Consider the following 26,845-nt stretch of genomic DNA (forward strand, 5'->3'; position numbering starts at 1 on the left):
GAACGCCCGCGCGGCGGCCCGGGCGGCGCTCAGCCGTCGACGGGGATCCGGATCGCCGAGATGTCGAACTGGAGCCGTACCTTCTCGCTGACCATCGTGCCACCCGCGTCGAGCCGCTGGTTGTAGACGAGCCCCCACTCCGTGCGGTCGATGGTCGTCGTGCCGTCGAACCCGGCCCGCTCGTAGCCGAACGGGTCGACCACCGAACCCAGGTAGTCCAACTGCAACTCGACGGGGCGCGTCACGTCCCGGATGGTCAGATCGCCCGCCATCCGGAACGTCTCACCCCCGTCGTGCACCGTCGACGTCGAACGGAACACCATCTCGGGGAAGCGGGCCGCGTCGAAGAAGTCCCGGCCGACGACGTGCGCGTCCCGCTGCTCGACACCCGTGTCGACACTGCCGACCCGGATCTTGATCTCCGCGCGGGAGCGCGAGGGCCGGTCCCCGTCGAAGAAGAGCGTGGAGTCGTAGTCGGTGAACGCGCCCCGCACCGTCGTCACCATGGCGTGCCGCACGGAGAACCCGATGCGGCTGTGCGGGCGGTCGATGGTCCACTCCCCGGTGAGCGCGCGCAGCGCCGGGTCGAGCCCGTCGTCGCCCGGACCGCTCTGACTCCCGGGCGTACGGGGGCCGGGCGTCGGCGTCGGCTCGATGGTCGCGCTCTGGCGGCGGCTGAAGATACCCATGCGTCGTGGCTCCTTCGGATCTGATCACTCCGTGTTATCACGCCGGTGTGAAGACCCCGCTGCGAGATGGGCGGCCTCGTCCGTGTTCCATGGCGCCGCCTGCATAGATGCACAGGATCGACACGAATGTGAATGCACACCGGGGTGTCCGTACGTAACGGCCAGTCACTTCCCGGTACGGGTAAGGGGTTCGCGGAGCCTCGCCGGCCGCGCACCGCCTCCACCGTTCGTGACGGTCCGCGCGGTGGGGTACGGTCCTGCCTGGCCAGGACGACGACGAGGCGAGGGGAACGGGGACACATGGCGAGCGCGAGGGGCCGGGGCTCCGGTTTCTGGGTCACGACCGGACTGATCGCCTTCGGCGCCGTCTTCCTGACCGTGGGCCTGATCCTGACCTGGGTCTCGGTGTCGGGCGTGCGGGGCGCGGAGCACGCCCGTGGCACGGTCGTCGGCCTCGACTGGGGTCCCGGCGGCACGTCCTCGTACCGGCGTTCCTCGGGCGGCGACGCGGTCGCGCACCCCGTGGTCCGCTTCACTCCGGCGCACGGCGCTCCGCGCACGTTCCGGGGCTCGATGGGCTCCAGCCCGCCCGCGTACGACCCCGGGGAGCGCGTCGACGTGCTCTACCAGCCGGACGACCCGGGCGACGCCCGCATCGACAGCTTCGTCTCGCTGTGGCTGCTTCCGCTGATCTTCACCGGCATCGGCGTACTCGTCATCGGCGGGACGACGGCCGTCGCCCTGGCGATCCGCCGCGGTCGCCGCAACCCGGCGCCGGCCGTCTCCCTCGCCAAGGGCAGCCCGGCCTGAGCCCGGGGCCCGCCGCCCCCGGGCGGGTGCGGGGGACGGACGGGCCGCGCTCCCTGTGGGCTACGGCACCGCGGTACGTCAGGCGGTCGCCTCTGGCACCCCGGCCGGGCCCACCGTCTTGGGCCCGCCCTTCTTGGGGCTCACCGTCTTGGGCCCGCCCGTCTTGGGCGCCGCTGTCTCAGGTGTCGCAGGCGCGGACCCGGCGCCCGGGCGGGACCCGGGGACGGCCCCGGCAGCGCACCGCTCGACGATCGTGCTCATGGCGGCCCGCTCGACGATCCCGTGCCCGGGGACGAGCACGTCGGCCGGGAGCGCGGCCATCTCGCGCAGGCTGCGCGCCATGACCTCCTCGTCCTCGTTGAACACGCTCGGCAGCATCTGCGGGCCGAGCCGCCCCGGCCGCAGCGGATGCCCGGTGACCAGGGCGTCGCCGCTGAACAGGACGCCCGCCGACGCCATGAGGAACACCGTGTGCCCGGTGGTGTGCCCGGGCGCCGCGACGGGCGTCAGCGCGCCCGGCACGTCGAGCGGCACCCCGTACGGCACGCCCGTCGCCTGCGGCACCGACATCTTCAGGTGCGGGACGACCGCGCGGAGCGCCTGCGCCGTCCACACCAGGCCGCTGAGCCTGCCGCACTGGGCGAGCATCTGCCCGGGGCTGATCTGCTCCAGGTGCTCGCGGTGCGCATGCGCGACCTCCTCCTCGCCGGTGTACACGGGCACTTCGTGCGCGGCGAGCAGCGTCGGGATGCCGCCCATGTGGTCGAGGTGCGCGTGCGTGAGGACGACGGCCCGCACGTCCTCGGGCCGCCGCCCGATCGCGGCGAGCGACGCGAGCAGGGCCCGCCCGTCGTTGGGGTAACCGGCGTCGACGACGGTCACCGCGTCGCCTTCCGTGACGAGCGCCCAGTTGACGTTCGTACCGGTGACCATGTGGACGTTGCCGGTGACGCGAGTGATCTTCACTTCCGCGCGGGCCCTTCCTGCTGACGGTGCGTGGCCAGGGGATGTGCCGGGTGCGGCACGAGCGCCAACTCTACGGTGCCGCCCGGCCGTTCGCCCCCGGCGCGCGACCCTGTCCGAGGTCCCGTCGCCCGTCACCTCACGCCCGGTGGACCTCCTCGCCGCCCACCACGACGACCTCCGCGACGGTGCCCGGGATGTCCTCCGGAGCCGCGCGCAGGATGTCGCGGGACAGGACGACGAAGTCGGCGGCCTTGCCGACCGTCAGCGAACCCAGCTCGTCTTCCAGGAAGTTGGCGTACGCGGAGCCCATCGTGTAGCCGCGCACGGCCGTCTCCACGTCGATGGTCTCCTCCGCCTGCCATGCCGCGCCGCCGCCGAGCGGCCGCCGGGTGACGGCCGTGTAGATGCCGGCCATGGGGTCCATCTCGGCGACGTTCCAGTCGCTGGAGAACGCCAGCGGCGCGCCCGCCTCGTGCAGACTGCGCATCGGCCACGCCTTGTGCCAGCGCTCGGGACCCACGTTGTCCGCCCAGTCCTTGCCAGGACCCGCGACCTCGGGCGCGCAGTGCCGGGGCTGCATGCACGCGACGACGCCAAGCCGCGCGAAGCGGTCCGTGTCGGCGGGGTCGAGGCACTCGACGTGCACGATCTGGTGGCGGGAGTCGCGCACCCCGTTGACCTCGCGGGCGTGCGCGAACGCGTCGAGCGCCACCCGGATGCCCCGGTCGCCGGTCGCGTGCACGAAGCACTGGAAGCCCCGCGCGTCGAGCTTGGCGAGCAGCCCCGCGAACTCCTGCGGCGGGTAGTACGTGTCCCCGCGGTGCCGCCCGCAGCCCGCGTACGGTTCGAGCAGCGCGGCCGTACGCGGCTCCACCACGTCGTCGATGTACAGCTTCAGGGGGCCCACGCGCAGCCGGTCCCCGGTGTGCCGGCGAGCGGCGTCGGCGAACTCGTCGAGGTCCGCGTCGCTCGTGCCGCGCGGATGGAACAGGGCCGCCACCAGCCGCGACCGCAGCCGCCCCTCGGTACGGGCCCGCTCGAACAGGGCCAGGTCGTCCAGGGAGTTCTGCGGCTCCACGACGGTCGTCAGGCCGAAGCCGATCGCGGCGTCGAGGGAGGTGGCGAGCCGCCCGTACTGGCGCTCGGGCGACGCCCACGGCACACCGAGATCGCGCAGTGCCCGGTGCCCTTCGCGGGACAGTCCCTTGACGGCGAAGTCCTTGACGAAGCCGGTCGGTTCGCCGGTCGCCGGGTCGGTCACCGCCTCGCCGAACGGCAGCCTCGTACGGTCGCGGGTGATGCCGAGGCGGCGCAGCGCGGCCGTGTTGAGCCAGGCGGTGTGCACGTCGTAGCTGAGGACGAAGGCGGGGGTGTCGCCGGTGACCGGGTCGAGGTCGGCGGCGGTGGGCATACGGCCGCCGAGCGCCGAGTAGTCGAACGCCTCGCCCTCGATCCACTCCGCGTCCGGGTGCGCGGCACGCCAGGCGGCGATCCGGGCGTGCACCTCGGCGAGCGTGTCGGCGCCCGCGAGCTGGACGCAGGCCGCGTCCGAGCCGAGCCGTACGTGGTTGTGGGCGTCGATGAAGCCGGGCAGGACGAGCCGGCCGCCGGCGTCGAGCACGCGGGTGCCCGGGCCGGCCCAGGCGTCGGCGTCCGCGTCGGCGCCGAGCCAGACGATCCGCCCGTCGCGCACGGCCATCGCCTCCGCCTCGGGCAGCGCCGGGTCGACGGTGTGGACGCGGGCGCGTCGGACGAGGAGGTCGGCGGGGCGCTCGGTACGGGACATGGGTCAACTCCGTTGGTGGTGCTGGTGGTTCGGTTGGTTCGGTCGTGCGAGGTGCGAAGGCCGGTCAGGGAGCGGGCTGTCCGTCCGGCGCGTGGGGGAGGGGCGGCGCCGAGCGGCGGAAGAGGAGCGTGTAGACGAGCGCCGCGACCAGGCTGGAGGCGAGGCTCAGGTCGGCCCCGCCGAGCGGCGCGACCAGCGGCCCGGTCCACAGGTCGCAGTCGCAGGTCAGCGCGGCGAACGCCGACCCGCACAGCAGGGCCGTGACGCCCGCCGGGTGGTAGCCGCGCCGGTACCAGTAGGCGCCCGCGCGGCCCGCGTGCAGCGCGTCCGTGTCGTAGCGGCAGCGGCGCAGCACCATGTCCGCGAGGAACACCCCGCCCCACGGCGCGAACACCACGATCAGCAGCGACAGGAACGACAGCAGCGCGGTCGTGAAGTCGCTGAAGAACAGCGCGTACAGCGATCCGGCGAGGGTGACGGCCGCGCTGATGAGGATGGCCTTCGCGCGGCTCCACGGGATGCCGAGCACCTGGAGGTTCAGGCTCGACGAGTACAGCGTGACGATGGAGTTGGTGACGGAGCCGCCGAGCACCAGCGCGAGGAACACCGGCTTGAACCAGCCCGGCACCAGCGCCTCAGTCCCCGCGACCGCGTCGGTCAGGTCGCCCTGCGTCGCGGCCGCGACTCCCGCGACGCCGAGGGCGACGGAGGACACGAAGCCGCCGAGCGCCCCGGCCCAGGTCAGCGAGCGCAGCGAGGTCGTCACCGGCAGATAGCGGGTGTAGTCGGCGGGCATCGGCACATACGAGAACGGTCCGGCGAGCGCGACGACGAACGCGAGGCTCCACCCCGACGCCCCGGGCCCGCTCCCGCCGCCCGCGGACAGGTCGGCGCCGGGCAGCAGCACCACGAGGAGCACGGCGAACCCGGCCGCCAGCGCGTACGCCATCCAGCGTTCCGCGAACTGCACGGTGGCGTGCCCCCACAGGGCGACGGCGAACGTCAGCGCCATCGTCACCGCCAGCGACACCGCGCGGGCCGCTGTGCCGTGCCAGCCGAGGTGCGCGCAGAACGACTCCAGGGCGAGGACGCCGACGACCGTGTTGACGACGGTGTAGCCGATCGACACCACCCAATTGAGCAGCCCGGCGGGCCAGTTGCCGCGCACCCCGAACGCGGCCCGCGAGATCACCAGCGTCGCCGTGCCGGTCCGTACGCCGCTGTACCCGGCCGCGCTGATCGCGAAGAACGCGAGACCGCCGACGACCACGACCGCCGTGGCCTGCCAGAAATCCAGCCCGAACGCGACCGCGAGGGCGCCGTTGATGACGTAGGTGAAGGTCAGGTTGGAGCCGAACCAGAGCCAGAACAGATCCTTCGCGGCGCCGTGCCGGGCCGACGCGGGGATCGGCTCGATGCCGTGCGTCTCGATCTGGAAGACCTCGTCACCGGCGGCGGCTGCGGGCCCCGCTGTGCCGGTTTCCGGCTGGTCTGTCCGTAGTTGGGTCATCGGTGCCCTCTCGATGCCTCTAGAATGGTGTTCAAGAAGTTCGAACGGCATTCAAGATGCGGGGCGGTGTCCCACGGCGTCAAGACCTGCGCGTGATCACTTTCCGGAACGCGGATAGGCTCGCCGGGCAGAAGGGGCGCGGACAGCGGAGGAGCGTGTGGTGAGTACGCGGGAGCGCGAGGGCGGCAAGCCGTCACCGGAACGCATCCTCGAAGAGGTCATGGCCGCCGTCGCCGAGGGCGGCCTCGCCGATCTCACCATGGCCGCGCTCGGCCGCAGGCTCGGCATGAGCGGCGGCCACATCCTGTACTACTTCGGCAGCAAGGACCGCATCTTCCTGGAGGCCCTGCGCTACAGCGAGGGCGTCCTCGCAAACGAGCGCCGCGCCCTGCTCGCCCGCCGCGTGCCCGCCGAGCGCAAACTCGACCGCTTCCTGGAGCTGTATCTGCCGCGCGGCCCCCGCGATCCGCGCTGGACGCTCTGGATCGAGCTGTGGGCCCGCACCCCGGCCGACCCGACGCTGCGCGAGGCGCAGGACGACCTGGACGCCGGCTGGCACGCCGACCTCGCCACCCTGCTCGCCCGGGGCGTACGCCAGTCCCGCTTCGCCGACCACGACACGGACGCCGCCGCGTCCCGGCTCCTCGCCCTGCTCGACGGACTGAGCACCCGCGTCGTCCTCGGCCTGCGCGGCGCGACCGCGGCCTCGGCGCTCGCCTCGGCCCGGGAGGCGGCCCGCGCGCTCGTCCCGCGTCCGGCGGGGGAGTAGGGGCGGGGTAGGGGCAGCGCCGGCCGCGCCCCGCCCGTGCAGCCCTGGACCGGCTCCGCCGTCACGGGGATGGGGCGACGGAGCCGGCACGCCCATTGTTCCGTGTTCAACTGCGCTTGTGCCAGAGGGCGTCGGCTCGCACCGGAGGGCGTTGAGAGGTGCCCGGGGGCGCGCGCCGGTGCCGGGCGCGCCGGGGTCCGGGGCGCCGGACCCCCACCCCTTGCGCCCCGCCGACCAGCGCAAACGTATCCTCGGCAGCGAGCGACGACATGAGGTCCGGCGTCGGGGGCCGCGCCGCCCCCACGCCGTAGCCTCGCCTCAGGAACACCGCACACCGCACGCGACACCTGGAGACACACCTGATGTACGCCGTCACCGACCCGGCCACCGGTACCACCGACCGCACCTACCCGACCGCCACCGACGCCGAGGTCACCGCCGCCGTCGACAGCGCCCACGCCGCCACCGCGTGGGGCCGCACCAGCACCGTCGCCGAGCGCGCCGCGCTCCTGCGCCGCCTGGGCGACCTGCACGCCGAGCACCGCGACGAGCTGGCACGCGGCATCGTCCAGGAGATGGGCAAGCCGCTGGAGGAGGCGGAGGGCGAGGTCGACTTCTGCGTCGACATCTACCACTACTACGCCGACCACGCCGAGGAGTTCCTCGCCGACGAGGAGCTGAACGTCACCTCGGGGCCGGGCACCGCCGTCATCCGCCGTCGCCCGGTCGGCGTGCTGCTCGGCATCATGCCGTGGAACTTCCCCGCCTACCAGGTCGCCCGGTTCGCCGCCCCGAACCTCGCGCTCGGCAACACCATCGTCCTCAAGCACGCCCCGCAGTGCCCCGGCACCGCCGCGCTCCTCGAGCGGCTGTGCGCCGACGCCGGCTTCCCCGAGGGCGCCTACGTCAACGTGTACGCGACGAACGAGCAGATCGCCGACGTCATCGCCGACCCGCGCGTCCAGGGCGTCTCCCTGACCGGTTCGGAGCGGGCGGGGGCCGCCGTCGCCGAGATCGCGGGCCGCTACCTGAAGAAGGTCGTCCTCGAACTCGGCGGGTCCGACCCCTTCCTCGTGCTGTCCACCAGCGACCTCGACGCCGTCGTCGAGTCGGCCGTCGCCGCGCGTCTGGACAACACCGGCCAGGCGTGCAACGCGGCCAAGCGTTTCATCGTCGTCTCCGAACTGCACGACGCGTTCGTGGAGAAGTTCAGCGAGCAGCTCCTCGCCCGCCAGTCCGGCTCGCCGCTCTCCTCGGTCGCCGCCGCCGACAACCTCGCCCGCCAGGTCGAGGCCGCCGTCGCCGACGGAGCCCACCTGCACACCAAGGGCGAGCGCTCCGGCGCCTACTACCCGGCCGGCGTGCTCACCGGCCTGACCACCGACAAGCCCGCGGCCCGCGAGGAGCTGTTCGGCCCGGTCGCCATGGTCTTCGAGGCCGCCGACGAGGCCGACGCCCTGCGCATCGCCAACGACACGCCCTTCGGGCTCGGCTCCTACGTCTTCACCGACGACCCCGAGCAGGCCGCCCGCGTCGCCGACGGCATCGACGCCGGCATGGTCTTCGTCAACGGCGTCGGCGCCGAGGGCGCGGAACTGCCCTTCGGCGGCGTCAAGCGCTCCGGCTTCGGCCGCGAACTCGGCCGCCCCGGCATCGAGGAGTTCGTCAACAAGAAGCTCATCCGCACGGTCGCCTGAGCCCCGCCTGAGCCTCATCCAAGGCCCGTCCGCATCACGGGGGAGCGGGCGCGACGGCGGCCGGCTTCCGGCCGCTCCGTACGCGCCCGCTCTCTGCGCGCAGCCCCAACTGCCCCTTGCGCCAAGCCCAGTTGCCAAAAGCTGAGGGTTCGTCAGCAATCGGGGCCATGCTTCTTGACTTCTCCGCCTGACGCCCCGTCAATGAGGCCCACCTCCGTGAAGGGCGTATGAACCTCATGGAGTTCCGGGGAAGAAGAAGCGTGAAGGAGGGCCCCATCGTCATGGCCTCATTCAGTCGAAGACGCCGCTGGGCGACCACCCTCGGGGTGGCCGCCCTGGTGGGCGGAGCGGCGGGACCGCTCGCCTTCGCGGGCTCCGCGACAGCGGCTTCGAGCGCCGCCCGCACCACGGCGGCGTCCAGCGCCGTCGAGTTCGCCACGCACTGCGTACCGCCGCCGATCGCCGGTATCCCCGACATCGACGGCACGACCGGCGCGCAGATCACCGTGGACAACGCGACGCCCAAGGTCGGCGACACCGTCACCGTCACCTACCAGGTCGTCAAGCCCGCCGCGGGCAACCCGGTGGACCTGGCGCTGCCTGCCGACATCATGACGCCGACCGGCAAGGTCCAGCTCGGCGGCGCCCAGAGCGGCAGCGTCACCGTCGCGGGCCCCAAGAAGAACGACCCCGTGCCCGGGAAGGCGCCGTTCCCGGCGTTCAGCATGACCGGCACGTTCAAGGTGACCGCGCCGGGGAACATCACGCTGTCGCCCGGCGACTACAACATCCACACCAGCTACATCATGGATCTGGACACCCCCTGCACGGTCAGCAACCCGCCCGCGCCCGTCTCCGAGACGATCACCGTGGCGGGCCAGCCGACCGTCAACGAGCGGACGCTGCAACTCGGTTCGGCGGCGGGCGCGGCCGGTGACAGTGTCGCCGTCACCGGCGCCAAGTTCACGGCGGGCGCGAGCGTCACGGTCGCCGGGTTCGCGGGCGGCGCGGTGACGGCAGACAAGAAGACGGTCACCGCCGACGCGCAGGGCGGCTTCAGCGCCTCCCTCAAGGTCGACGACCCGGCCACCACCGGCGTCGTCGCCTACGAGGGGGCCGCCTGGAACCCCGACAAGGGCGCTGGCCCGGCCGCGTACAAGGTCACCGGAGGGGGCGGGCCCAACCCGCCCGGGAGCCTCGAGCAGCACCTGAACACCAGTGTCAAGGCAGGCGAGTTGACGATGAGTCAGGCCGGGGACGCGGTCGCCATGGACGGGGTCGGCTTCGGTGAGGGCGGCGCCTCGCGCGGCTCCCTCAACACCGTCACCGTGCAGGACTACCGAGGCGGCGCCGCCGGCTGGTCCCTGACCGGCAAGGTGACCGACTTCAGCGGTCCCGGCGGCGCCCGTATCGCCGCCGGCAAGCTCAGCTGGACGCCCTCCTGCACCGACGGCCCGGGCACCCCGAGCCGCTGCAAGGCCGGTTCGTCCGGCGCGGTCGGCACCGGCGGGGCGACCCTCGCCTCGACGCCCGACCAGGCCCTGACGGGCGGCAAGTTCTCGGTCGGCGCGGGCCTGTCCCTGGACGTCCCCGCGTACACGACGCCCGGCGCGTACAGCGCCGTGCTGACGCTCACCCTCACCTGACGGCGACGCCTTCGGGTGGGCGGGGGCGGCCGGTGCGGATACGCCGGCCGCCCCCGCTGCCCGACGCTCCGGCCCCGGCCCCGACCCCAGAGGTGTCCGCACATGCCTCGCACCGCCTCCGCCCACCGCCCAGCCCCGACCCACCGCACCGAAAGACCGGCGGGCATCCGTCTCACGCACCCCACCCGCCCCACGCACCCCACGCGCCACCCCGCGCTCTCGGCCCTGCTCGCGCTGCTCGTCACCGCCGGCGCCGCACTCACGGCTGTCTCCGGCCTCATCGCCCTCGCCGCGCCCGCCGCAGCCGCCGACAACGGCCGCTGGGCCGTCGCCCCCACCGCCGGCCGACTCGGCGAGCGCCCCTACTTCTTCCTCATGGCCGACCCCGGCACCACCCTGCGCGACAAGGCCGTCGTCACGAACAAGTCGCCCCGCGCCATGACGTTCCGCCTCTACGCCGCCGACGCCTACAACACCGCCCGCGACGGAGGCTTCGCCGTCCGGGGCCCGAACGAACGCCAGCGCGGCATCGGCGCCTGGGCCCGCACCCCCGCCGCCCGCCTCACCGTGCCCGCCCACGCCACCCGCACCGTCCCCTTCACCCTGACCGTCCCGCGCGGCGCCGAACCCGGCGACCACCCCGGCGCGCTCGTCGCCCTCGACGAACACACCCGGCGGACCTCGTCCAAGTCCCTGACCGTGGGGGTGCGCCAGGCAGTCGGCGCCCGCATCTACCTGCGCGTCGGCGGCCCCGCCGTCCCCGGCATCGCCGTCGAGGACGTCCGCGTGGACCACCGGCAGCCCCTGGTCCCCGGTTTCGGGCCGAGCCGCGCCGTCATCTCGTACACCCTGCACAACCGCGGCAACGTCACCCTCAACCCGCGCGTCAGCCTCGAAGCGACGGGCCTGTTCGGCCGCCGCCTCCTCGACCGCGATCTGCGCGCCGTCCCCGCGGAACTGCTCCCGCACCAGAAGGTCCGCCTCCGCGAACGCTGGAACGCCGCCCCCCAGGCCGACCGCGGCGCGATCACCCTCACCGCCACGGCCCGCGACGTCCGTCAGGCCGCCTCCGTCTCCTACCTGGCCGTGCCCTGGCTCCTCGCGGCGCTGCTCGCCCTGCTGGCCGTAGCCGCAACCACGTACGCCGTCCACCGCCGCCGCAGAACACACAGGAACCACGGGACACGCGAGACTCAGCGAGCCAAAGTCCGCCCCAAGCAACCCAAGCGCCCCAAGAACGTCAGGGTCCGCCGGGCGTGACCCACCCCGTCACCGCCCGGTGTCCCTCACCCCTCGGCAGGCCGCTCACCGGCCGGCGCCCAGCCCCCACCCGGCCCCGGCCGCCCCCCGCCGCACCCAGAACTCGGTCCCGTCCGGATCGAACAGCACCACCCCCTCCGAATCCTCCGGCGCGGAACTCGCCGCCCGCGCCAGCGCCTCGGCCGTATCTGGGGAACCCGGCGCCCGTGTCGCGCCCAGTGACACCAGCCGCTCGACCTCCGCCTCGAAGCCCCCGTCCGCCCCCGCGGCCGGATCCGCTTCCGGGACGACGAGTTCCAGAACCACCCGCTCGACCCCGGTCTGCGGCGCGACCGGCGGCCCGCCCCACGTGATCTTCGTGCCACCGCCCGGCGCCTGGATCACCGTCTCCTCGTCCTGGTCCCACACCAGCGGCCAGCGCAGCGCCGCGCTCCAGAACAGCCCGACCTCCCGCGTCCCGTCACACGCGAGCGCGCCGACGGCACCCGTCCCGGCGAGGAAGGTGTTGCCGGGGGCGATCACACAGAACTCGTTGCCGTCCGGGTCGGCGAGGACGACGTGCCCCTCCTCCGGCCGCTGCCCGACATCGAGGTGCCGGGCGCCCGCCGCCAAAGCCCGTTGCACGATGCGCCCCTGGTCCTCGGGCGAGGCGCTGGTCAGATCGAAATGCCCCCGGTTCCGCTCATTCTTCTCCTTCCTCGGCACGTCCCCCTCGACGAACCGCACCGGAAGCCCCACCTCCTCCGGCGCCATGTCCAGCACCCGCGCCCAGAACGCCGCCAACTCCCGCGGCCGCCCCGAACGGAAACACACCGCCGACAACTCGCTCGCCACAGCACACCCTCCCGCCCGGCGGACACCCGCCACCGAGCCTCACTGCCGCGCAGCGTAGGACCCCGGCCCACGGCCCCGCACACGCATTTCCACCCCGGCCACCCAAGCCCTCGTACAAAGAACGCGTACAAAGACCTCGTACGAAAAGGCCGCACAGGCCAGTCACCGGCGCAACGCGGCGGTCAGTTCCGGTCCGATTGCGGTCAGTTCCGTGAAGTGCGAGGCCCGGTGGCCGGTTCTGCTCGTTCATGGAACCCATGAAGGACGCGAGGAGAATCGTTCCTGTCGAGGCGGAGGCCCACGCCGAGGCGCACCTGGAGGCCGACGCCGAGGCACACCCGGAGGCCCGAGCGGACGCGTACGCCACCGGCCCCGCAGCCCCGCCGCCCCCGGCCTCCGTACCCCTGGACGCCCAGACCGCGCCGCCCCCACCACCGCCCCCGGCGCCGTCGCAGACCCCGATCTACGACCGCCTGCTCGCCGAGTGGCAGGAGCAGCGACGCCACCGCCCGGGCAGCGGCAGGCCGGCCGGCATCAACCTGAAACGCGCCAAGTCCGCCGCGCAGAACCACCGGAGCGCCCCGCCCGCCGCCGCCTTCGCCGAGACGGGCCGCGCCGCGTCCTGAGCACATCCGGCCGGTCGGGTGGCGGAAGCGGCCGGACGTGGAATCCGACAATTCGACACGGCGCGTTGCCTTGTGCACATCCACGATGTGTCTGAATCTTCGCGTATGTCAGAAAATCGCACAAACAAGGACTTTGCGGCCCCTCGGGGCGGCAAGCGCCGCGCTGCGCTCAGCATCGCGGCCGTGACGGCGGCCATCGGCTGCGTCACCCCCGCGGCACTGGCGGTCCCCGCGGCCGTCGAGAAGTCGCACACGAAGCCGTCCGGCGAGGCCCACGCCGGCGGCCACCACGGCGGCTACGGGGAGGAGTCGGGCTACGGCGACACCCCCAAGGGCACCTCCCACGGCAGCCCCGCGGGCGCCGCCCAGGCCGGCTACGGCGAGTCCGGCTACGGCCAGTCCGCCAAGAAGGAGACCGGCTACGGCGCGACCGGCGGCCACAGCGCCGGTTACGGCTCCACCACCGGTTACGGCGAGACGCCCAAGAAGCCCGCGAAGCCCATGGGTTACGGCGAGTCGGCCAAGCAGTCCGCCGGCTACGGCGAGCAGCCGAAGCAGTCGTCCGGCTACGGCCAGAGCGGCGCGGAACACGGCTACGGCGACACCCCCGCCAAGCCCGCGAAGCCGGCGGGTTACGGCGACTCCGGCGCCGAGAAGGGCTACGGAGACAAGGGTTACGGCGACATGGGCTACGGCGACACGGGCATGGGCGCCGGCGCGGGCTACGGCTCCACCGGCTACGGCGACGAGACCAAGCCGAAGCCCAAGCCGGCAGGCTACGGCGACGACACGAAGCCGAAGCCTGGCGGTTACGGCGACGAGGCGAAGCCCAAGCCTGGTGGTTACGGCGACGAGGCGAAGCCGAAGCCTGGTGGTTACGGCGACGAGGCGAAGCCTAAGCCCGGCGGCTACGGCGACGACACCAAGCCTAAGCCCGGCGGCTACGGCGACGACACCAAGCCGAAGCCGTCCGGCTACGGCGACGAGGGCAAGCCGAAGCCCGCGGGTTACGGCGACGCGGGCAAGCCCTCGGGTTACGGTGACGACCAGCACGCCGCCGGTCACGGCTACGGCGACGAGCACCACGCCCCCGGCTACGGCGAGCACGCCCCGTCGAGCGCGCCGGAGTCCTCCGGTGAGCACGGTGCAGCCCCGGTCGTGATGTCGCCTTCGCCCACGGACCGTACGGCCGCCCCGTCGGCCGCGACCGGCACCGAGGGCAAGCCGTCGACCGGTTCCTCCGTGCCGGGCGCACCGGCCGCGCACCCGGGCAAGCCGGCGGCGCCGGCCGGAGCGACCTCCGCCGCTTCCGGGTCGTCGTCCACCGGGTCGACGTCCACCGGTTCGTCGTCCGCCGGGGCGTCCTCGCCGCGCGCGTCGCACGAGGCCACGACCCCGTCGAAGTCGACGACGTCGAACGCGTCGGCGCCCACGACCTCGCACCTGTCGCACCTCGCCCAGACTGGCGAGCGGTTCGCCGCGCCGGTCCTCGGCGGGATCGCCGCGCTGCTCGCCGCGTCCGGTGTGGCGTTCCGAGTCATCAGCCGCCGTCGCCGCGTCTGACCCACCCCGCTCTCCACGCCCACCCGCGCCCCGCGTCCCACCAGCCTCTGGAGGGACGCGGGGCGCCCGCATGCCCACCCGAGCCCACCCGAGAACGCGCGAGAACGGCACACACGTGAACGCCTGCGCACCGAGCCCACGTTCGGTCCCCGCACGATCCACAGTCACCCGAACGTGTACATACTCCTCCCGTGCGAAACTCCGTAAGAGTGAGAGGTGTTGGCCTCGCGGAGCCGCCGGACCTGAGGCAAGGAGACGAACGATCACCGCAGGCACAGGAACAGAGGCAGAGCCCGCCGCCGGGACCACGCCCGTCGGCCGGTCCCGTCCCCGCCCACGTCAGGGGACGGACCGCCCCTCGGCGCCACGGGCGCTCCCGGCGACCCCGCTGTCCTCGGCGGCGCGTTCCCGGGCCATGCTCCTCAGCGCACTCGATGTGCCTCTCACAGCGACGATCCCCGCCCAGCCCGTACCGGTCGGCGCCCGCCTGTGCGCGCCGGACCTGCCCGCGCCCCGCCGCTCCGCCTCCGAGCCGCCCCCGCGCGCGCCGCTCACCCCGCACGGCGCGTTCGATGCGCTCTACGTCTATGCCGCGCCCGGCCTGATCCGGCAGACGCACGCCCTGACGGGCAGTCGCCGTATGGGCTTCGAGGCGACGGAACACGCGTTCCGCCAGGCATGGGCCCGTTGGCCCGAGGTCGCCCGTGACGCCGATCCCGTCGGCTGGGTCCGCACCCGCGCCCACGAGTACGCGCTCTCGCCCTGGCACCGCCTGCGCACCCGGCGCCGTCCGCGCCCCGCGCCCGCCGACCCCGCACTGCCTGCCACGGACCAGCTCCTGAACGCCCTGCAACACCTCCCGCCCCGCCACCGCCGCGCCCTGCTCCTGTGCGACGGGCTGGGGATGACCGTCCCGGAGACGGCGGCCGAGTGCGAGGCCGGCACGACCACCACCCGCCGGCGCCTCCACCACGCCCGCACCACCGTGGCCGCCCGGCTCCCGGACCACACCCCGGACGAACTGCGCGCCCTGCTCGCCGCCCGCCTGGAGGACGCCCCCGGCGCCACCGTCACCAACCCCGGCGTGATCCGCAGGGACTGCGAGCACCGCCTGCGCCTGATGACCCTCACGGTCTGCGTCGCCGTGACCGCGCTCGTGGCCCTGAGCGCCACCGTCATCGCGGCCGGCCCGTGACCCCGCCTCCGCCCGGACCGACCGGCGGCCGAGCCCGCAGGAGCGGAAACCGTTGCTCATGGCCAGCGGGCGGGCCGCCCGCTCAGGCCGCCCGGCGACGCTGCCGCGCCACCACGTCCACGCCGATCACCACCGACGCCACGACCGCGCCGAGCGCCATCCCGCCGATCACGTCCGACGCCCAGTGCACCCCGAGATACACCCGGCTCGCGCCCACCAGCACCGTCCCGGCGACCGCCGCGGCCCACACGCCCGCCTTCGCCCAGACCGACGTCAGCCGCGCCGCGATCAGGCAGGCCAGCACCGGAAGCAGCGCCGCAGCCATCGTCGTGTGCCGCGACGGGAACGAGAACCCGCTCTCCTGCACCAGCCAGTACGAGGCCGGCGGCCGCGCCCGGTCCGTCAGGCTCTTGGCGACGGACGCGCACGCCACCGACAGGACGCCCGCCGCGCCCACCAGCAGCACCGGCCGCCACGACCGCGCCCGCCGCGCCAGCACCACGGCGATCAGCACCGACAGCACGATCAACGGGATCTCGGCGGCCGTGCTCACCCCGTTCATGAAGGCGTTCAGCACGCCGTCCCGGTGCTCGACGGCCTGCGACAGCGCCGGGCGGTCGAGCCAGCCGGCGTGATGCCCGGTGACGAGATCGGCGTCGGCGGCGAACGCGGCACCCGCGACCACGAGCCCCGCCACCGGCACGGCGAACAGGGCGCGGCGCCGGGCGGCCGGGGCGGCGGAGGCGGGGGAGAGGGCGGAGGACGACACGTGAACACACTCCGAAGGACCGAGCCCCGGAACCGGACCGGGCGACACGGAAGGACGACGACAGGGACGAGGGAGAGGAGGCGGACGAAGACGAAGGGAGGAATCGGAGAGACCGGAAGGACCGGAGGAACCGGAGGAGGACACGGGCAGAATGTCCGATCCGGGTAAGAGCGGAACAAGAAACCCCGCCCGGCGTGCCGCACCTCACCCGAACGCCCGCCCGGGCCGCTCACAGGTCCGTTCCCTAGGCTGGCCGCGTGAGCGACGAACCGACCCGGCCCGAGCCGTCGGGAGTATGGGCCACCGCTGTGGGGGTGGCGCGGGTCCGAGCGAGCGAGACGCTGCGCCCCGACGCCCTGTTCCGCGACCCGCTGGCCGGCGCCTTCGCCGCCGCGGGCGGCCCGCCCGCCGCTCCGCGCCCGGCCGATGAAGGCGACCGGCGCCGCCGCGAGGCCGTCGCCCGTTCCATCGTCATCAGGACGAAGTTCCTCGACGACCTGCTGCTCCGGGCGATCGCGACCGGCATCCGGCAGATCGTGCTGCTCGGCGCGGGCATGGACAGCCGCGCGTACCGCATGGACTGGCCCGAGGGCACGCGTCTGTACGAGATCGACACCGCGGCACCCTTGGAGTTCAAGGAATCCGTCCTGCGCGACCAGGGCGCCGAACCCCGCTGCGCCCGCGTCCCCGTGCGGGCGGACGTGCGCGAAGACTGGCCCCGCGCGCTCGAGGCCGCGGGCCACGACCCGGCGCGGCCCACCGTGTGGACCGCCGAGGGCCTGCTCATCTACCTGCCCCAGGACGCCGTCGACCTGCTCCTGACCCGTATCGGCGCCCACTCCGCGCCCGGCAGCGCCCTCGGGCTCACGCTCGGCGCGCGCGGCGTCCTCGACCGCTTCGGCGCGGGCGCGGCCCCCGGCTCGGCGGCGTCCCTGTGGGTGTCGGAGTCGCCCGAGGACCCGGTGGCCTGGCTCGCCGGACACGGCTGGACGGCCACGGCCCACACCCTGCGCGAACGCGCCGCCGCCTACGGCCGCCCGTTCCCCGCCCCGCAGGGCGACACGGAGGGCCCCGGCGGCCTGATCGCGGCGACCCGCCCCTGAGCCCGGAGGCCGAAGCGGTCGCCGGTCTCTCTGAGTTCAGGGGCGGAGGGCGTACTCGGTGAAGGAGCCGTTGGCGGTGAACCCGAGGCGGCGGTAGACGGCCTCGCCCTCGACCGACGCCTGCAACACCGCGGTGACGTGGCCCGCGTCCCGGGCGGTGTGCAGGGCGGCCGCGGTCAGGGCGCCGCCGTAGCCGCGGCGGCGGTGGGCGGCGAGGGTGGCGATGTTGTAGACACCGGCGACGCCCGCGTGCAGGAAGACCTCGGCGGAGGCGACGGGCCGGCCGTCCACGTAGCCGACCAGATAGCGGGCGGGGCAGCCGGGGGCGAGCGCCGGGCCCGCGGCATCGGCGTAGAACCGGCGTACGGTCTCGGCGGGCGGGTCCCAGTTCGCCGCGACGACCAGGGCGTAGTCGGCGAGCCGGGCGGTGCTGGTGACGGCACGGATCTCCAGGCCCTCGGCGTGCGCGTGGGGGAGGGGACCGCGCAGGTCCATCGCCATGCCCACCTCCGTCTCCGCCGCCTCAAGCCCGGCGGCGACCAGGCGCTGACCGAGATCGTCCGGCGCGGACGCGGGCCCCACCCACCACGAGAAGGGGCGCCCGGTGGCCGCCAGCCCGCGCACGGTCTCCGTGACGCGCCGTGCCGCGTCTTGCGGAGCGAAGCGGGCCGCCGCGACGACGTTGAAGGTGTCGTCCCCGAGCCCGCTGTCGGCGACCATCAGATCACCGCTCTCGACGACTGTCGCGCCGAGCAGATGCCGATGCAGATGACAAGCATGCTCAGCAAGATTCAACTCGGCCCTCAACTCCGCATCCATCCCCCCATCTAACCAAACCCCCTGCTCGGGGGAGCGAGGAACCGCGCACGGCAAGCGCAATGCGGTGCACCCGGAAACTCCACGGGCCGAAACCCCGCCGCCAGGGGCGCGAGGAACCGCGCACGGAACCGAGACCCCGCCCGCAGGCAAGCCCCCTGGGCCGAAACCCCGCCATCAGGGGCGCGAGGAACCGCGCACGGCACACCAAACCCCGTTCACACCAAGGCACGGGCCCGCCCCAAACTCACCCCGCCGCCGAGGCAACCAGCGCCGTACCGACCCGCAGAAACCCAAGCCTCCCGTACATCCGCGCCACGGCATCATCACTCGCCGACAGAAAAACGGTCTCCGCACCCCGCCCCCGCGCATCCGCCGCGAGCGCCCCCGTGACCGCCAGGGCCAGACCGCGTCGGCGGGCCGAGGGAAGCGTTCCGACACCGACGATCTCGCTGACGCCCCCGACCGGCTGATGCTGCCCCGCGCAAAGCGCCGCCGCATCTCCCCGGACCGCCGCCGCGACCACGGTCAGACCCGCGCGGATCCGGACGCGCGCCCGCTCCACGGAACCGTCCCCGACGCCGGCGCGAACCGCTGCCGCCAACTCGTCCGCCTCGGCCTCCGCGTCCACCCCACCCCCGAAGGGCGCGGCGAACGCCAGGTGAGGAACCGCCAGCGCGCTCGGCAGCGCCGGATCGTCCGCGCCGACCACCCGCACGCCGACCCCCGCCGCAAGCTCCCCCGACTGCCGCAGGGACGCCCCCGGTGGAAGCACCATCAGCGGATGCTCCCGGACGGCGAGACCCGCTCCCTCGACCGCCTCCCGCAACTCCGGCGCGTTCTCCGCGACCCACTCGAAGCTCTCCGGTACGCCCAACTCCCGCTGACGGGCACAGACCTTCCGTACGTCCTCGGCGGTCGGCGCCGGTCCGGCCCACCCCCGCGCGGGACGGCCGTAGTAGGGCCAGCCCGCGCCTTCCCGTACGAACAACGTCAGGGGCCCGTGGTCCTCAGCCCGCGCACCGGAACGCGGCACCGCGTCGTAGTACGCCTCCAGCCGGTCCAGCACGGCACGCTCGGAACTCCCGGTCGGGACGGCAGCAGTCATGCCGCGCATCCAAGCAACCCCGCGCCGACGCCACCACCTCTTTTCGCCCGAGCTTGACTCCCGGCGCAGCCCGCGCCCTCGGACGAAAGCCCCCGCCGACCCCGAACTCCCCGCTGTAGGCCCCCTGTAGGAGCCCCCTGCTCGCTGTCGGCCCCCTGTCGGCGCCCCCTGCGATCTTGATCGAGCCGCAACACAAACCCGCCCCACACCCCACCGCAAGGAGCCCCACCCATGCCCGCGACCCCCAGGACCCCCGCGACCCCCGCAAACCCCACCCCGCACACCCCCTCCGCCCCCGAGGCGACCCCCTGGGACGTGCACACCCCGCCCCGCGCAGCGAACCGCGTCTTCCTGGTCACCGGCGCCAACGCCGGCATCGGTTACTTCGTCGCCGAGCAGCTCGCCACCACCGGCGCCGTCGTCGTCCTCGGCGCCCGCGACCCCGCCCGCGCCAAGGCCGCCGAACAGGCGATCCGCGCCCGCGTCCCCGCCGCCCGCATCCGCCACCTGCGCCTCGACCTCGCCGACCCGGCGTCCCTCGCAGCCGCGCCGGAACGGTTGCGCGAAGACGGCCTGGACCGGCTGGACGCCGTCGTGCACAACGCCGGCATCGCGCTCGACGCCCCGCCCCGCCGCGAGACCCCGTACGGGCACGAGCTGATGTTCTCGACGAACCACCTCGGCCACTTCGCGCTGACGCACCACCTGGCGCCGCTGCTGAGCGCGGCCCCCGCGGCCCGCGTCGTCACCGTCGGCAGTTTCGCCGCCCGCTCGGAACGCCTCGACCTCGACGACCTCCACTCCACCCGCGACTACCGCCCCAAGCGCACCTACGGCCGCTCGAAACTGGCGCAGATGACCTTCGGGTTCGCCCTCGACCGCCGCCTGCGCGCCCTCGGCAGCACAGTCCGCAGCATCGTCGCCCACCCCGGCGGCGCCCTCGACGCGCTCACACCCTCCCGCCCGCCGATCACCGTGACGCCCAAGGCCAAGCGGCTCGGCGCACTGCCTGCCGCCCTCATGGTGCAGGGCAAGGAGGCAGGCGCCTGGCCGCTCGTACGGGCCGTCCTCGACCCCGGCGCGAACGGCGGGGACCTGTGGGGCCCGCGCACCTTCGGCCTGCGCGGCACCCCGCGCCGTGAACCGGCCCCCGCCCACATGACCGACGAGGCCACCGCCGACCGCCTGTGGACCGCGAGCGCGACCCTCACCGGCATCGACGACCCGGATCTCGGCTTCCGTCCGGCATCCGCGACCCCCGCCGCACCTCACCCGCCTGTGGTATGAGTCACACCAGCCTCACCCGCTACAACCGCCCGCGCCCCACGCCCGTCTAGCACATGCGGGAAGAACGCGGGGCTAATGCAGATGACATAGGCATGAATCCGTACAAGATCGGTCTTCCTGCATCATCCGTCGGTCCTCCGTACCTCCTACGCAAAGGCGGTACAAGGGGACCGTCATCAGGGCCCCCACGTACCAGGGAAGTCGTATGAGCCACGCAGTGAACCCGTCCATGCCGCGAATAAGCCTCGTCGTTCCGGTCTACCGGGTTCAGGGGTATCTGCGCGCCTGCCTCGACTCGATCCTCGGCCAGTCCTTCGGGGACTTCGAGGTCATCGCCATCGACGACGCCTCGCCGGACGCCTGCGGACGCATCCTCGACGAGTACGCCGACCGCGACAGCCGCGTACGCCCCGTCCACCTCACCGAGAACAAGGGCATCGGCAAGGCCCGCGACCTCGGCGCGCTCCGCGCGAACGGCGACTACATCTTCTTCCTCGACAGCGACGACACCCTCGCCGAGGGCGCCTTGCAGGCCATCGCCGACCGCCTCGACCTCACCGGCGACCCGGACATCCTGCTCCTCAACCACGTCCGCACCTACTGGACGAACCGCGTCCAGCCCAGCGCCGCGGGCGAGTTGCTCACGGCAGCGGGCAAGGACGTCTTCACCGCGCTCGAACGGCCCGACTACCTCACGCTGTTCGCTGTCGTCTGGAACCGGGTCTACCGCCGCGACTTCTACGTCGGAGGCGAATTCACGTTCACCGAGGGCATCTACGAGGACGCCCTCATGGTCTACAAGACCATGCTGGAGGCCGAGCGCATCGCCTGCCTGGAGCACGTCTGCGTCGAGTACCGCCAGCGCCGCCAGGGCAACTCGATGCGCACGCCCGGCCGCAAGCACTTCGGCATCTTCGAGCAGTACGCGCGCCTGTTCCAATTCCTCGACGAGCGACCACACTTGGCGGCCGTCAGACCGCTGATGTTCGAGCGGATGGTCAGCCACTTCCTGTTCACGCTGGTGCGCGAGGACCGCATCCTGCCCCAGGACCGCGCCGCGTTCTTCCGCCGCGCCGCCCAGCAGTACCGCCGCTACAAGCCCGCCGGCTTCGCCCGCCCCGAAGGCATGACGGGCGTACGGTTCGAGCTGCTGGAGCGGGGCTCCTTCCCCGCGTTCCAGGCGGTCGAACTCGCCGGGGCCACCCGCTCCAAGCTGCGCAAGCGCGCCGTCAAGGCGAAGAACGTGATCGGCCGCAAGGCGTACGACCAGCTCTACCGCATGTATCTGCGCCGCCCCCTCGACGAGAACCTCGCCGTCTACAGCGCCTATTGGAACCGCGGCGTCGCCTGCAACCCCGCCGCGATCTACCACAAGGCGAAGGAACTCGCCCCGCACATCCACGGCGTGTGGATCGTCCGCCCCGGCGACGAGGAGAACGTACCGGCGGGCGTCGACTACGTCGTGAACCGCTCGCCGCGCTACTGGGAGGTCATGGCCCGCGCCAAGTACCTCGTCAACAACGTCAACTTCCCCAATGAGATCATCAAGCGCCCCGGCCAGATCCACCTCCAGACGCACCACGGCACGCCGCTGAAGCAGATGGGCATCGACCAGCAGCGCTTCCCGGCCGCCGCGAAGAACATGAGCTTCCACAAGATGCTCGAACGCGTCGACAAGTGGGACTACAGCCTCTCCTCCAACCAGCACTCCACGGAGATCTGGGAGCGCGTCTACCCCTGCGCGTTCGAGAACATCGACTCCGGCTACCCGCGCAACGACGTCTACTTCCGCGCCACCGCCGACGACGTCGCCCGGATCCGCGCCGAACTCGGCATCGCCGACGGCCAGAAGGCCATCCTGTACTGCCCGACGGTCCGCGACTACCAGAAGGGCTTCATCCCCCGCCTGGACCTGGAGCGCCTGTGCCGTGAACTCGGCCCGGACTACGTCGTGCTGGTCCGCGCCCACTACTTCTACGGCGCCGACCCGCAGCTCGCCGTCCTCCAGGAGCGCGGCCTGATCAAGGACGTCTCGCGCTACCCGGTCGTCGAGGACCTCGCCCTCGCCTCCGACGTCCTCGTCACGGACTACTCGTCCATCATGTTCGACTACGCCTGCCTCGACCGGCCCATCGTCTCCTACGTCGACGACTGGGACGTCTACAGCAAGGCGCGCGGCGTCTACTTCGACCTGCTCTCCCAGCAGCCCGGCCAGACGCCCGGGGCCACGGCCACCACCGAGGACGAACTCATCGAGGTGTTCCGCAGCGGCGCCTGGGACGACGAGCGCGCCACGGCCCTGCGCGCCGCGTTCCGCGAGCGCTTCGTCCAGTACGACGACGGCCACGCCGCGGAACGAGCCGTACGCAAGGTCTTCCTCGGCCAGGACGCGACCCCGCCGGTGCTGCCGCTCGCCGATCGCACCCCGGCGCCGCGCCCCGGCAAGGCCGCCCCGACGACGGACGGGCAGCTCGCGGGAGCCTGACGCCCGCCCGGCAGGGCGACGGCACGGCGGGGCGGCACCCAGGCCACCCCGCCGCGCCCGCGCACACCATTGATCACAGTCCCGCTCACCGCGGACCCACTCACCGCGCCACCCCATGGCGCCCACCCAGCAACTCCGCGCGCCCGGCGCCGAGTTCAACGAAAAAGCGGGGGAAGACGTTTCACCATGACGCCCAAGATCACCAAGGCTGTCATCCCGGCCGCCGGACTCGGCACCCGATTCCTGCCCGCCACGAAGGCGACGCCGAAGGAGATGCTGCCGGTCGTCGACAAGCCGGCGATCCAGTACGTGGTCGAAGAGGCCGCGTCGGCGGGCCTGGACGACGTCCTCATGATCACCGGCCGTAACAAGCGGCCGCTGGAGGACCACTTCGACCGCAATTACGAACTGGAGTCCGCCCTCCAGAAGAAGGGCGACGCGGGCCGCCTCGCGCGCGTGCAGGAGTCCAGCGACCTCGCCACCATGCACTACGTGCGCCAGGGCGACCCCAAGGGTCTCGGCCACGCGGTCCTGTGCGCAGCCCCGCACGTCGGTCACGAGCCGTTCGCCGTCCTCCTCGGTGACGACCTCATCGACCCCCGCGACCCCCTCCTCGCCCGCATGGTCGAGGTACAGGAGCAGTACGGTGGCAGCGTCATCGCGCTCATGGAGGTCGAGCCGTCGCAGATCCACCTCTACGGCTGCGCGGCGGTCGGCGCGACCCAGGACAGCGACGTCGTCTCCGTCACCGACCTCGTCGAGAAGCCGGACCCGGCCGAGGCCCCGTCCAACTACGCGATCATCGGCCGCTACGTCCTCGACCCCCACATCTTCGACATACTGCGCACGACGGAACCCGGCCGCGGCGGCGAGATCCAACTCACCGACGCCCTCCAGCAGTTGGCCGCCGACGAGAACATCGGCGGCCCGGTCCACGGCGTCGTCTTCAAGGGCCGCCGCTACGACACCGGGGACCGAGGCGACTACCTGAAGGCCATCGTCCGCCTCGCCTGCGAACGAGAGGACCTGGGCCCCGACTTCCGCACCTGGCTGCGCCGCTACGTATCGGAGGAATGCCCGGAGTCCTGACCCCACCCCCCTGGATGACCCGCCGCCACACTCCCCGTGGCGGCGGCCCACACCGCCCGCCGCCACCGCCCCACGCCGCTCCCGTCACCCGGCTTCGACCGCCACCGAATGCCATCCCGTCGCCCCGTCCGGCATTGTCGGGGCGCGGTCGCTCGTCTGGGTGTGGCCGGTTCGGTCGGTGGCGCGGACCGTGAAGGTGTGGGTGCCGGGCGTCGCCCGCCAGGGCAGGGACCACTGGCGCCAGGTGTCCGTCGTGTCCTGCGCCGCGAGGCGGGCGCGCTGCCACGGGCCGTCGTCGACGCGCACCTCGACCCGGTCGATGCCCCGGTGCTGCGCCCAGGCCACCCCGGCGATCATGACGGTGGCCCCGGCCGAGAGGCTTGCGAACGGCTTCGGGGTGTCGATGCGCGAGCCCGTCTTGATGGGGGCGCGCCGGGCCCAGCCCCGCTGGACCCAGTACGGGTCGTACGCGGCGAACGTCGTCAGCTCGATCTCCTTGAGCCACTTGCACGCCGACACGTACCCGTACAGCCCTGGTACCACCATCCGTACGGGAAAGCCGTGTTCGAAGGGGAGCGGGCGGCCGTTCATGCCGACGGCGAGCAGCGCGTCCCGCCCGTCCATCACGGTGTTCACGGGGCTGCCGAGGGTCATGCCGTCCACCGAGCGAGCCACCAACTGGTCGGCGGGCCCGCCCTGGGACGGCGGCCTGACCCCGCAGTCACGCAGGACATCGGCCAGTCGTACGCCGAGCCAGCGGGCGTTGCCGACGTACGGGCCGCCCACCTCGTTGGAGACACAGGTGAGGGTGATGTCCCGTTCGATGAGCGGCATGCGCAGCAACTCCTCGTACGAGAAGGTGTGTTCGCGCTGCACGCCCATGCCGTGGATCCGTAGCCGCCAGCCGTTCGTGTCGACCTTGGGGACGACGAGCGCGGTGTCCACGCGGTAGAAGTCGGCGTTCGGTGTGACGAACGGGCTCAGGCCGGCGACGCGTGGCCCGGCGGCCGCGGGCACGGGCGCGGCGGGGGAGGAGGGCGCGGGCAGGACCACCCGGTTCCGCGAGGCGACCGCGCCCGCGCCGCTCGTACCCTGCAATCGCAGCCCGGCGGCACCGGCCGCCGTGGAGGCGACGGCGGCCGCCCCCGCCACGACGAGGAACCCGCGCCGGTCCCAGGTTCCGGAAGCCGTCCGCGCGGCGGCCGCGAGCGTCGACGGGCCGTCACCCTGACCCTCGCTCTCACCCTCACCTTTAGCTTCACCCTTACGTTCAGACTCCGGGCCGCCCGTCCCCGACACATCACCCGGCCGTACGGAATCCGAGTCCGCCCGCGCCCCCGGCAGCCGCCCCGCCAGATGGAACAGCAGCCCGGCGCCGACGGCCGCCCCCGCGAGGGACGGCAGGGCGTCGCCCGCGCCGAGGGAATCCGGCCGTGTCGTCGCCGCGAGCGCGCCGACGACCCCGAAACCGAAGACGCCGAGGGCGCCCGCCACCCTGTGCCGCACCGCGAGCACCCCGAGGGCCAGGGCGAGCACGGCGAGCGCGACGACGATCCCGAGTTCCAGGACGAGTTTGTCGGAGGTACCGAAGTGGCGGATCGCCCAGTCCTTGACGGCGGCAGGCGTACGGTCGATCGCCGCGCCGCCCACGGCCACGACCGGTCCGGCCTGCGGGCGCGCCGCGGCGGCGACCAGTTCGGCGACCGCGAGCGCCGCGTAACCGCCGAGCAGGCCGCTGAGCGCGCCGAGTGCGCCGATGGCCAGGCGGGGCCGCCGGCCGGAGCGGTGCTCGTTCACATGGTTGTCCATACGGGGAATCCGTTCTGCCCACGGGCGCGGATGGGTCTGTCACACGATCGGCCCTACGGTCAGGCATGCCACCGGACTTATGGCCAGGCACGCCACCGGCCTTGCGGCCTGTCACACGACCGGTCCGGCACAGCGCATCACGCCATCCGCCCCGCGCCCGCCCCCGCGAAGACGGCCACGCGCACCCGGCCCGGAGCGTCACTCGTGCGGGTGATCGCGGACCGGGACGCGAACGTCGACCAAACCATCCGCCCGCCAGCTCCGGATCAAGGGCGATGAGGGCAACGGGCCCTCACGGATCCGAAGGACGAGGGACCGTCATGAAGACCCCCCTGCGCCGTATCGCCGTCATCGCCGCCGCTGCCGCCGTGCTGCCGCTCGCCCTGACCGCCTGCTCCGACAGCTCCAAGGACAAGGCGTCGGACAGCGCGTCCGCCTCCACCGCCGCGTCCCAGGGCTCCGCCTCCAAGGGCTCCGACATGGCGAGCCCCTCCGGTGACATGAACACCATGAGCAAGCCGTTCGGGCCCGCCTGCGGCGCCGTCCCGAAGGACGGCGCGGGCTCGTTCGACGGGATGGCCAAGGACCCGGTCGCCACGGCCGCCTCGCACAACCCGGCGCTGTCGACCCTGGTCACCGCCGTGAAGAAGGCCGGCCTCGTGGACACCCTGAACAACGCCAAGGACATCACCGTCTTCGCACCCACCAACGACGCCTTCGCCAAGATCCCGAAGGCCGACTTGGACAAGGTCCTCAACGACAAGGCGCAGTTGACGAAGATCCTCACGTACCACGTGGTGGGGCAGAAGCTGGCGCCGAAGGACCTGGCCGACGGCACGTTCAAGACCCTGGAGAAGTCCGAGCTGACGACGGCGGGCTCCGGCGAGTCCTACAAGGTCAACGGCTCGGCGAACGTCGTGTGCGGCAACGTCGACACCGCCAACGCGAAGGTCTACATCATCGACTCCGTCCTCATGCCCAAGAGCTGACCCGCCGTCCGGGACCGGTTCCGAGAGACGGCTGACCGC

The 26,845-nt window shown here is 73.1% G+C and carries 22 protein-coding genes; 13 read left to right on the plus strand and 9 right to left on the minus strand.

What is annotated here, in order from left to right; genetic code table 11:
• Positions 1 to 29: 29 nt before the first annotated feature.
• Positions 30 to 689, minus strand: coding sequence for a YceI family protein (locus ACZ7LY_RS14085; RefSeq protein ID WP_471624824.1), 660 nt, complete (start codon positions 687 to 689; stop codon positions 30 to 32).
• A 300-nt stretch (positions 690 to 989) separates the two neighbouring features.
• On the opposite strand from ACZ7LY_RS14085, the gene ACZ7LY_RS14090 reads away from it, so the two are divergent.
• A complete protein-coding gene (locus tag ACZ7LY_RS14090; RefSeq protein ID WP_471624825.1) occupies positions 990 to 1,499 on the plus strand; it encodes a DUF3592 domain-containing protein in 510 nt (169 codons plus the stop codon).
• A 78-nt stretch (positions 1,500 to 1,577) separates the two neighbouring features.
• Here the strand turns inward: ACZ7LY_RS14090 and ACZ7LY_RS14095 are convergent, their stop codons facing one another.
• The 3 genes from ACZ7LY_RS14095 to ACZ7LY_RS14105 all read right to left on the minus strand — a co-directional run bounded on the left by ACZ7LY_RS14095 (position 1,578) and on the right by ACZ7LY_RS14105 (position 5,761).
• Positions 1,578 to 2,465 carry an MBL fold metallo-hydrolase gene (locus tag ACZ7LY_RS14095; protein WP_471624826.1) on the minus strand — a complete coding sequence of 296 codons (888 nt, stop codon included), beginning with the start codon at positions 2,463 to 2,465 and terminating at the stop codon, positions 1,578 to 1,580.
• A 136-nt stretch (positions 2,466 to 2,601) separates the two neighbouring features.
• Positions 2,602 to 4,251, minus strand: coding sequence for an amidohydrolase (locus ACZ7LY_RS14100; RefSeq protein WP_471624827.1), 1,650 nt, complete (start codon positions 4,249 to 4,251; stop codon positions 2,602 to 2,604).
• 64 nt (positions 4,252 to 4,315) lie between these two features.
• The gene (locus tag ACZ7LY_RS14105; RefSeq protein WP_471624828.1) at positions 4,316 to 5,761 is read right to left on the minus strand and encodes a purine-cytosine permease family protein; all 1,446 of its coding nucleotides are present in this window, start codon (positions 5,759 to 5,761) and stop codon (positions 4,316 to 4,318) included.
• A 157-nt stretch (positions 5,762 to 5,918) separates the two neighbouring features.
• Here ACZ7LY_RS14105 and ACZ7LY_RS14110 point away from each other — a divergent pair, with 157 nt between their 5' ends.
• The 4 genes from ACZ7LY_RS14110 to ACZ7LY_RS14125 all read left to right on the plus strand — a co-directional run bounded on the left by ACZ7LY_RS14110 (position 5,919) and on the right by ACZ7LY_RS14125 (position 11,133).
• Complete coding sequence (locus tag ACZ7LY_RS14110) at positions 5,919 to 6,530, plus strand: TetR/AcrR family transcriptional regulator (RefSeq protein WP_471624829.1); 612 nt, start codon at positions 5,919 to 5,921, stop codon at positions 6,528 to 6,530.
• Between the two features lie 362 nt (positions 6,531 to 6,892).
• Positions 6,893 to 8,227 carry an NAD-dependent succinate-semialdehyde dehydrogenase gene (locus ACZ7LY_RS14115; protein WP_471624830.1) on the plus strand — a complete coding sequence of 445 codons (1,335 nt, stop codon included), beginning with the start codon at positions 6,893 to 6,895 and terminating at the stop codon, positions 8,225 to 8,227.
• 281 nt (positions 8,228 to 8,508) lie between these two features.
• The gene (locus tag ACZ7LY_RS14120) at positions 8,509 to 9,873 is read left to right on the plus strand and encodes a beta-xylosidase (RefSeq protein ID WP_471624831.1); all 1,365 of its coding nucleotides are present in this window, start codon (positions 8,509 to 8,511) and stop codon (positions 9,871 to 9,873) included.
• Positions 9,874 to 9,975: 102 nt separating this feature from the next.
• Entirely contained in the window at positions 9,976 to 11,133 is a 1,158-nt protein-coding gene (locus tag ACZ7LY_RS14125; protein WP_471624832.1) for a DUF916 domain-containing protein, read from the plus strand.
• 45 nt (positions 11,134 to 11,178) lie between these two features.
• On the opposite strand, the gene ACZ7LY_RS14130 is transcribed toward ACZ7LY_RS14125, so the two are convergent.
• Complete coding sequence (locus ACZ7LY_RS14130) at positions 11,179 to 11,967, minus strand: VOC family protein (RefSeq protein ID WP_471624833.1); 789 nt, start codon at positions 11,965 to 11,967, stop codon at positions 11,179 to 11,181.
• A gap of 257 nt (positions 11,968 to 12,224) precedes the next feature.
• Here ACZ7LY_RS14130 and ACZ7LY_RS14135 point away from each other — a divergent pair, with 257 nt between their 5' ends.
• The 3 genes from ACZ7LY_RS14135 (at position 12,225) to ACZ7LY_RS14145 (ending at position 15,351) form a co-directional block, all read left to right on the plus strand.
• Positions 12,225 to 12,593 (plus strand): hypothetical protein, encoded by a 369-nt coding sequence (locus ACZ7LY_RS14135; RefSeq protein ID WP_471624834.1) that lies wholly within the window; start codon positions 12,225 to 12,227, stop codon positions 12,591 to 12,593.
• 183 nt (positions 12,594 to 12,776) lie between these two features.
• On the plus strand, positions 12,777 to 14,156 hold the full coding sequence (locus ACZ7LY_RS14140) for a hypothetical protein (protein WP_471624835.1): 1,380 nt from the start codon (positions 12,777 to 12,779) through the stop codon (positions 14,154 to 14,156).
• Positions 14,157 to 14,592: 436 nt separating this feature from the next.
• Complete coding sequence (locus ACZ7LY_RS14145; protein ID WP_471624836.1) at positions 14,593 to 15,351, plus strand: RNA polymerase sigma factor; 759 nt, start codon at positions 14,593 to 14,595, stop codon at positions 15,349 to 15,351.
• Between the two features lie 82 nt (positions 15,352 to 15,433).
• Here ACZ7LY_RS14145 and ACZ7LY_RS14150 read toward each other — a convergent pair whose 3' ends face one another.
• Positions 15,434 to 16,120 (minus strand): phosphatase PAP2 family protein, encoded by a 687-nt coding sequence (locus ACZ7LY_RS14150; RefSeq protein ID WP_471624837.1) that lies wholly within the window; start codon positions 16,118 to 16,120, stop codon positions 15,434 to 15,436.
• Between the two features lie 257 nt (positions 16,121 to 16,377).
• On the opposite strand from ACZ7LY_RS14150, the gene ACZ7LY_RS14155 reads away from it, so the two are divergent.
• A complete protein-coding gene (locus ACZ7LY_RS14155) occupies positions 16,378 to 17,223 on the plus strand; it encodes an SAM-dependent methyltransferase (RefSeq protein WP_471624838.1) in 846 nt (281 codons plus the stop codon).
• A gap of 36 nt (positions 17,224 to 17,259) precedes the next feature.
• Here the strand turns inward: ACZ7LY_RS14155 and ACZ7LY_RS14160 are convergent, their stop codons facing one another.
• Both ACZ7LY_RS14160 and ACZ7LY_RS14165 read right to left on the minus strand, forming a co-directional pair.
• Complete coding sequence (locus ACZ7LY_RS14160) at positions 17,260 to 18,042, minus strand: GNAT family N-acetyltransferase (protein ID WP_471624839.1); 783 nt, start codon at positions 18,040 to 18,042, stop codon at positions 17,260 to 17,262.
• A 244-nt stretch (positions 18,043 to 18,286) separates the two neighbouring features.
• On the minus strand, positions 18,287 to 19,147 hold the full coding sequence (locus ACZ7LY_RS14165) for a GNAT family N-acetyltransferase (protein ID WP_471624840.1): 861 nt from the start codon (positions 19,145 to 19,147) through the stop codon (positions 18,287 to 18,289).
• Positions 19,148 to 19,378: 231 nt separating this feature from the next.
• Here ACZ7LY_RS14165 and ACZ7LY_RS14170 point away from each other — a divergent pair, with 231 nt between their 5' ends.
• The 3 genes from ACZ7LY_RS14170 to galU all read left to right on the plus strand — a co-directional run bounded on the left by ACZ7LY_RS14170 (position 19,379) and on the right by galU (position 24,008).
• On the plus strand, positions 19,379 to 20,434 hold the full coding sequence (locus ACZ7LY_RS14170) for an SDR family NAD(P)-dependent oxidoreductase (protein WP_471624841.1): 1,056 nt from the start codon (positions 19,379 to 19,381) through the stop codon (positions 20,432 to 20,434).
• A 205-nt stretch (positions 20,435 to 20,639) separates the two neighbouring features.
• Positions 20,640 to 22,919 (plus strand): bifunctional glycosyltransferase/CDP-glycerol:glycerophosphate glycerophosphotransferase, encoded by a 2,280-nt coding sequence (locus ACZ7LY_RS14175; protein ID WP_471624842.1) that lies wholly within the window; start codon positions 20,640 to 20,642, stop codon positions 22,917 to 22,919.
• A gap of 186 nt (positions 22,920 to 23,105) precedes the next feature.
• A complete protein-coding gene (gene galU, locus ACZ7LY_RS14180) occupies positions 23,106 to 24,008 on the plus strand; it encodes a UTP--glucose-1-phosphate uridylyltransferase GalU (RefSeq protein ID WP_471624843.1) in 903 nt (300 codons plus the stop codon).
• An 84-nt stretch (positions 24,009 to 24,092) separates the two neighbouring features.
• On the opposite strand, the gene ACZ7LY_RS14185 is transcribed toward galU, so the two are convergent.
• Positions 24,093 to 25,817: a molybdopterin-dependent oxidoreductase gene (locus ACZ7LY_RS14185; RefSeq protein WP_471624844.1), complete on the minus strand. Its 1,725-nt coding sequence runs from the start codon at positions 25,815 to 25,817 to the stop codon at positions 24,093 to 24,095.
• A gap of 320 nt (positions 25,818 to 26,137) precedes the next feature.
• Here ACZ7LY_RS14185 and ACZ7LY_RS14190 point away from each other — a divergent pair, with 320 nt between their 5' ends.
• The gene (locus ACZ7LY_RS14190; RefSeq protein ID WP_471624845.1) at positions 26,138 to 26,806 is read left to right on the plus strand and encodes a fasciclin domain-containing protein; all 669 of its coding nucleotides are present in this window, start codon (positions 26,138 to 26,140) and stop codon (positions 26,804 to 26,806) included.
• Positions 26,807 to 26,845 lie beyond the last annotated feature (39 nt).

The sequence above is a fragment of the Streptomyces sp. NPDC107550 genome, from assembly GCF_055639095.1.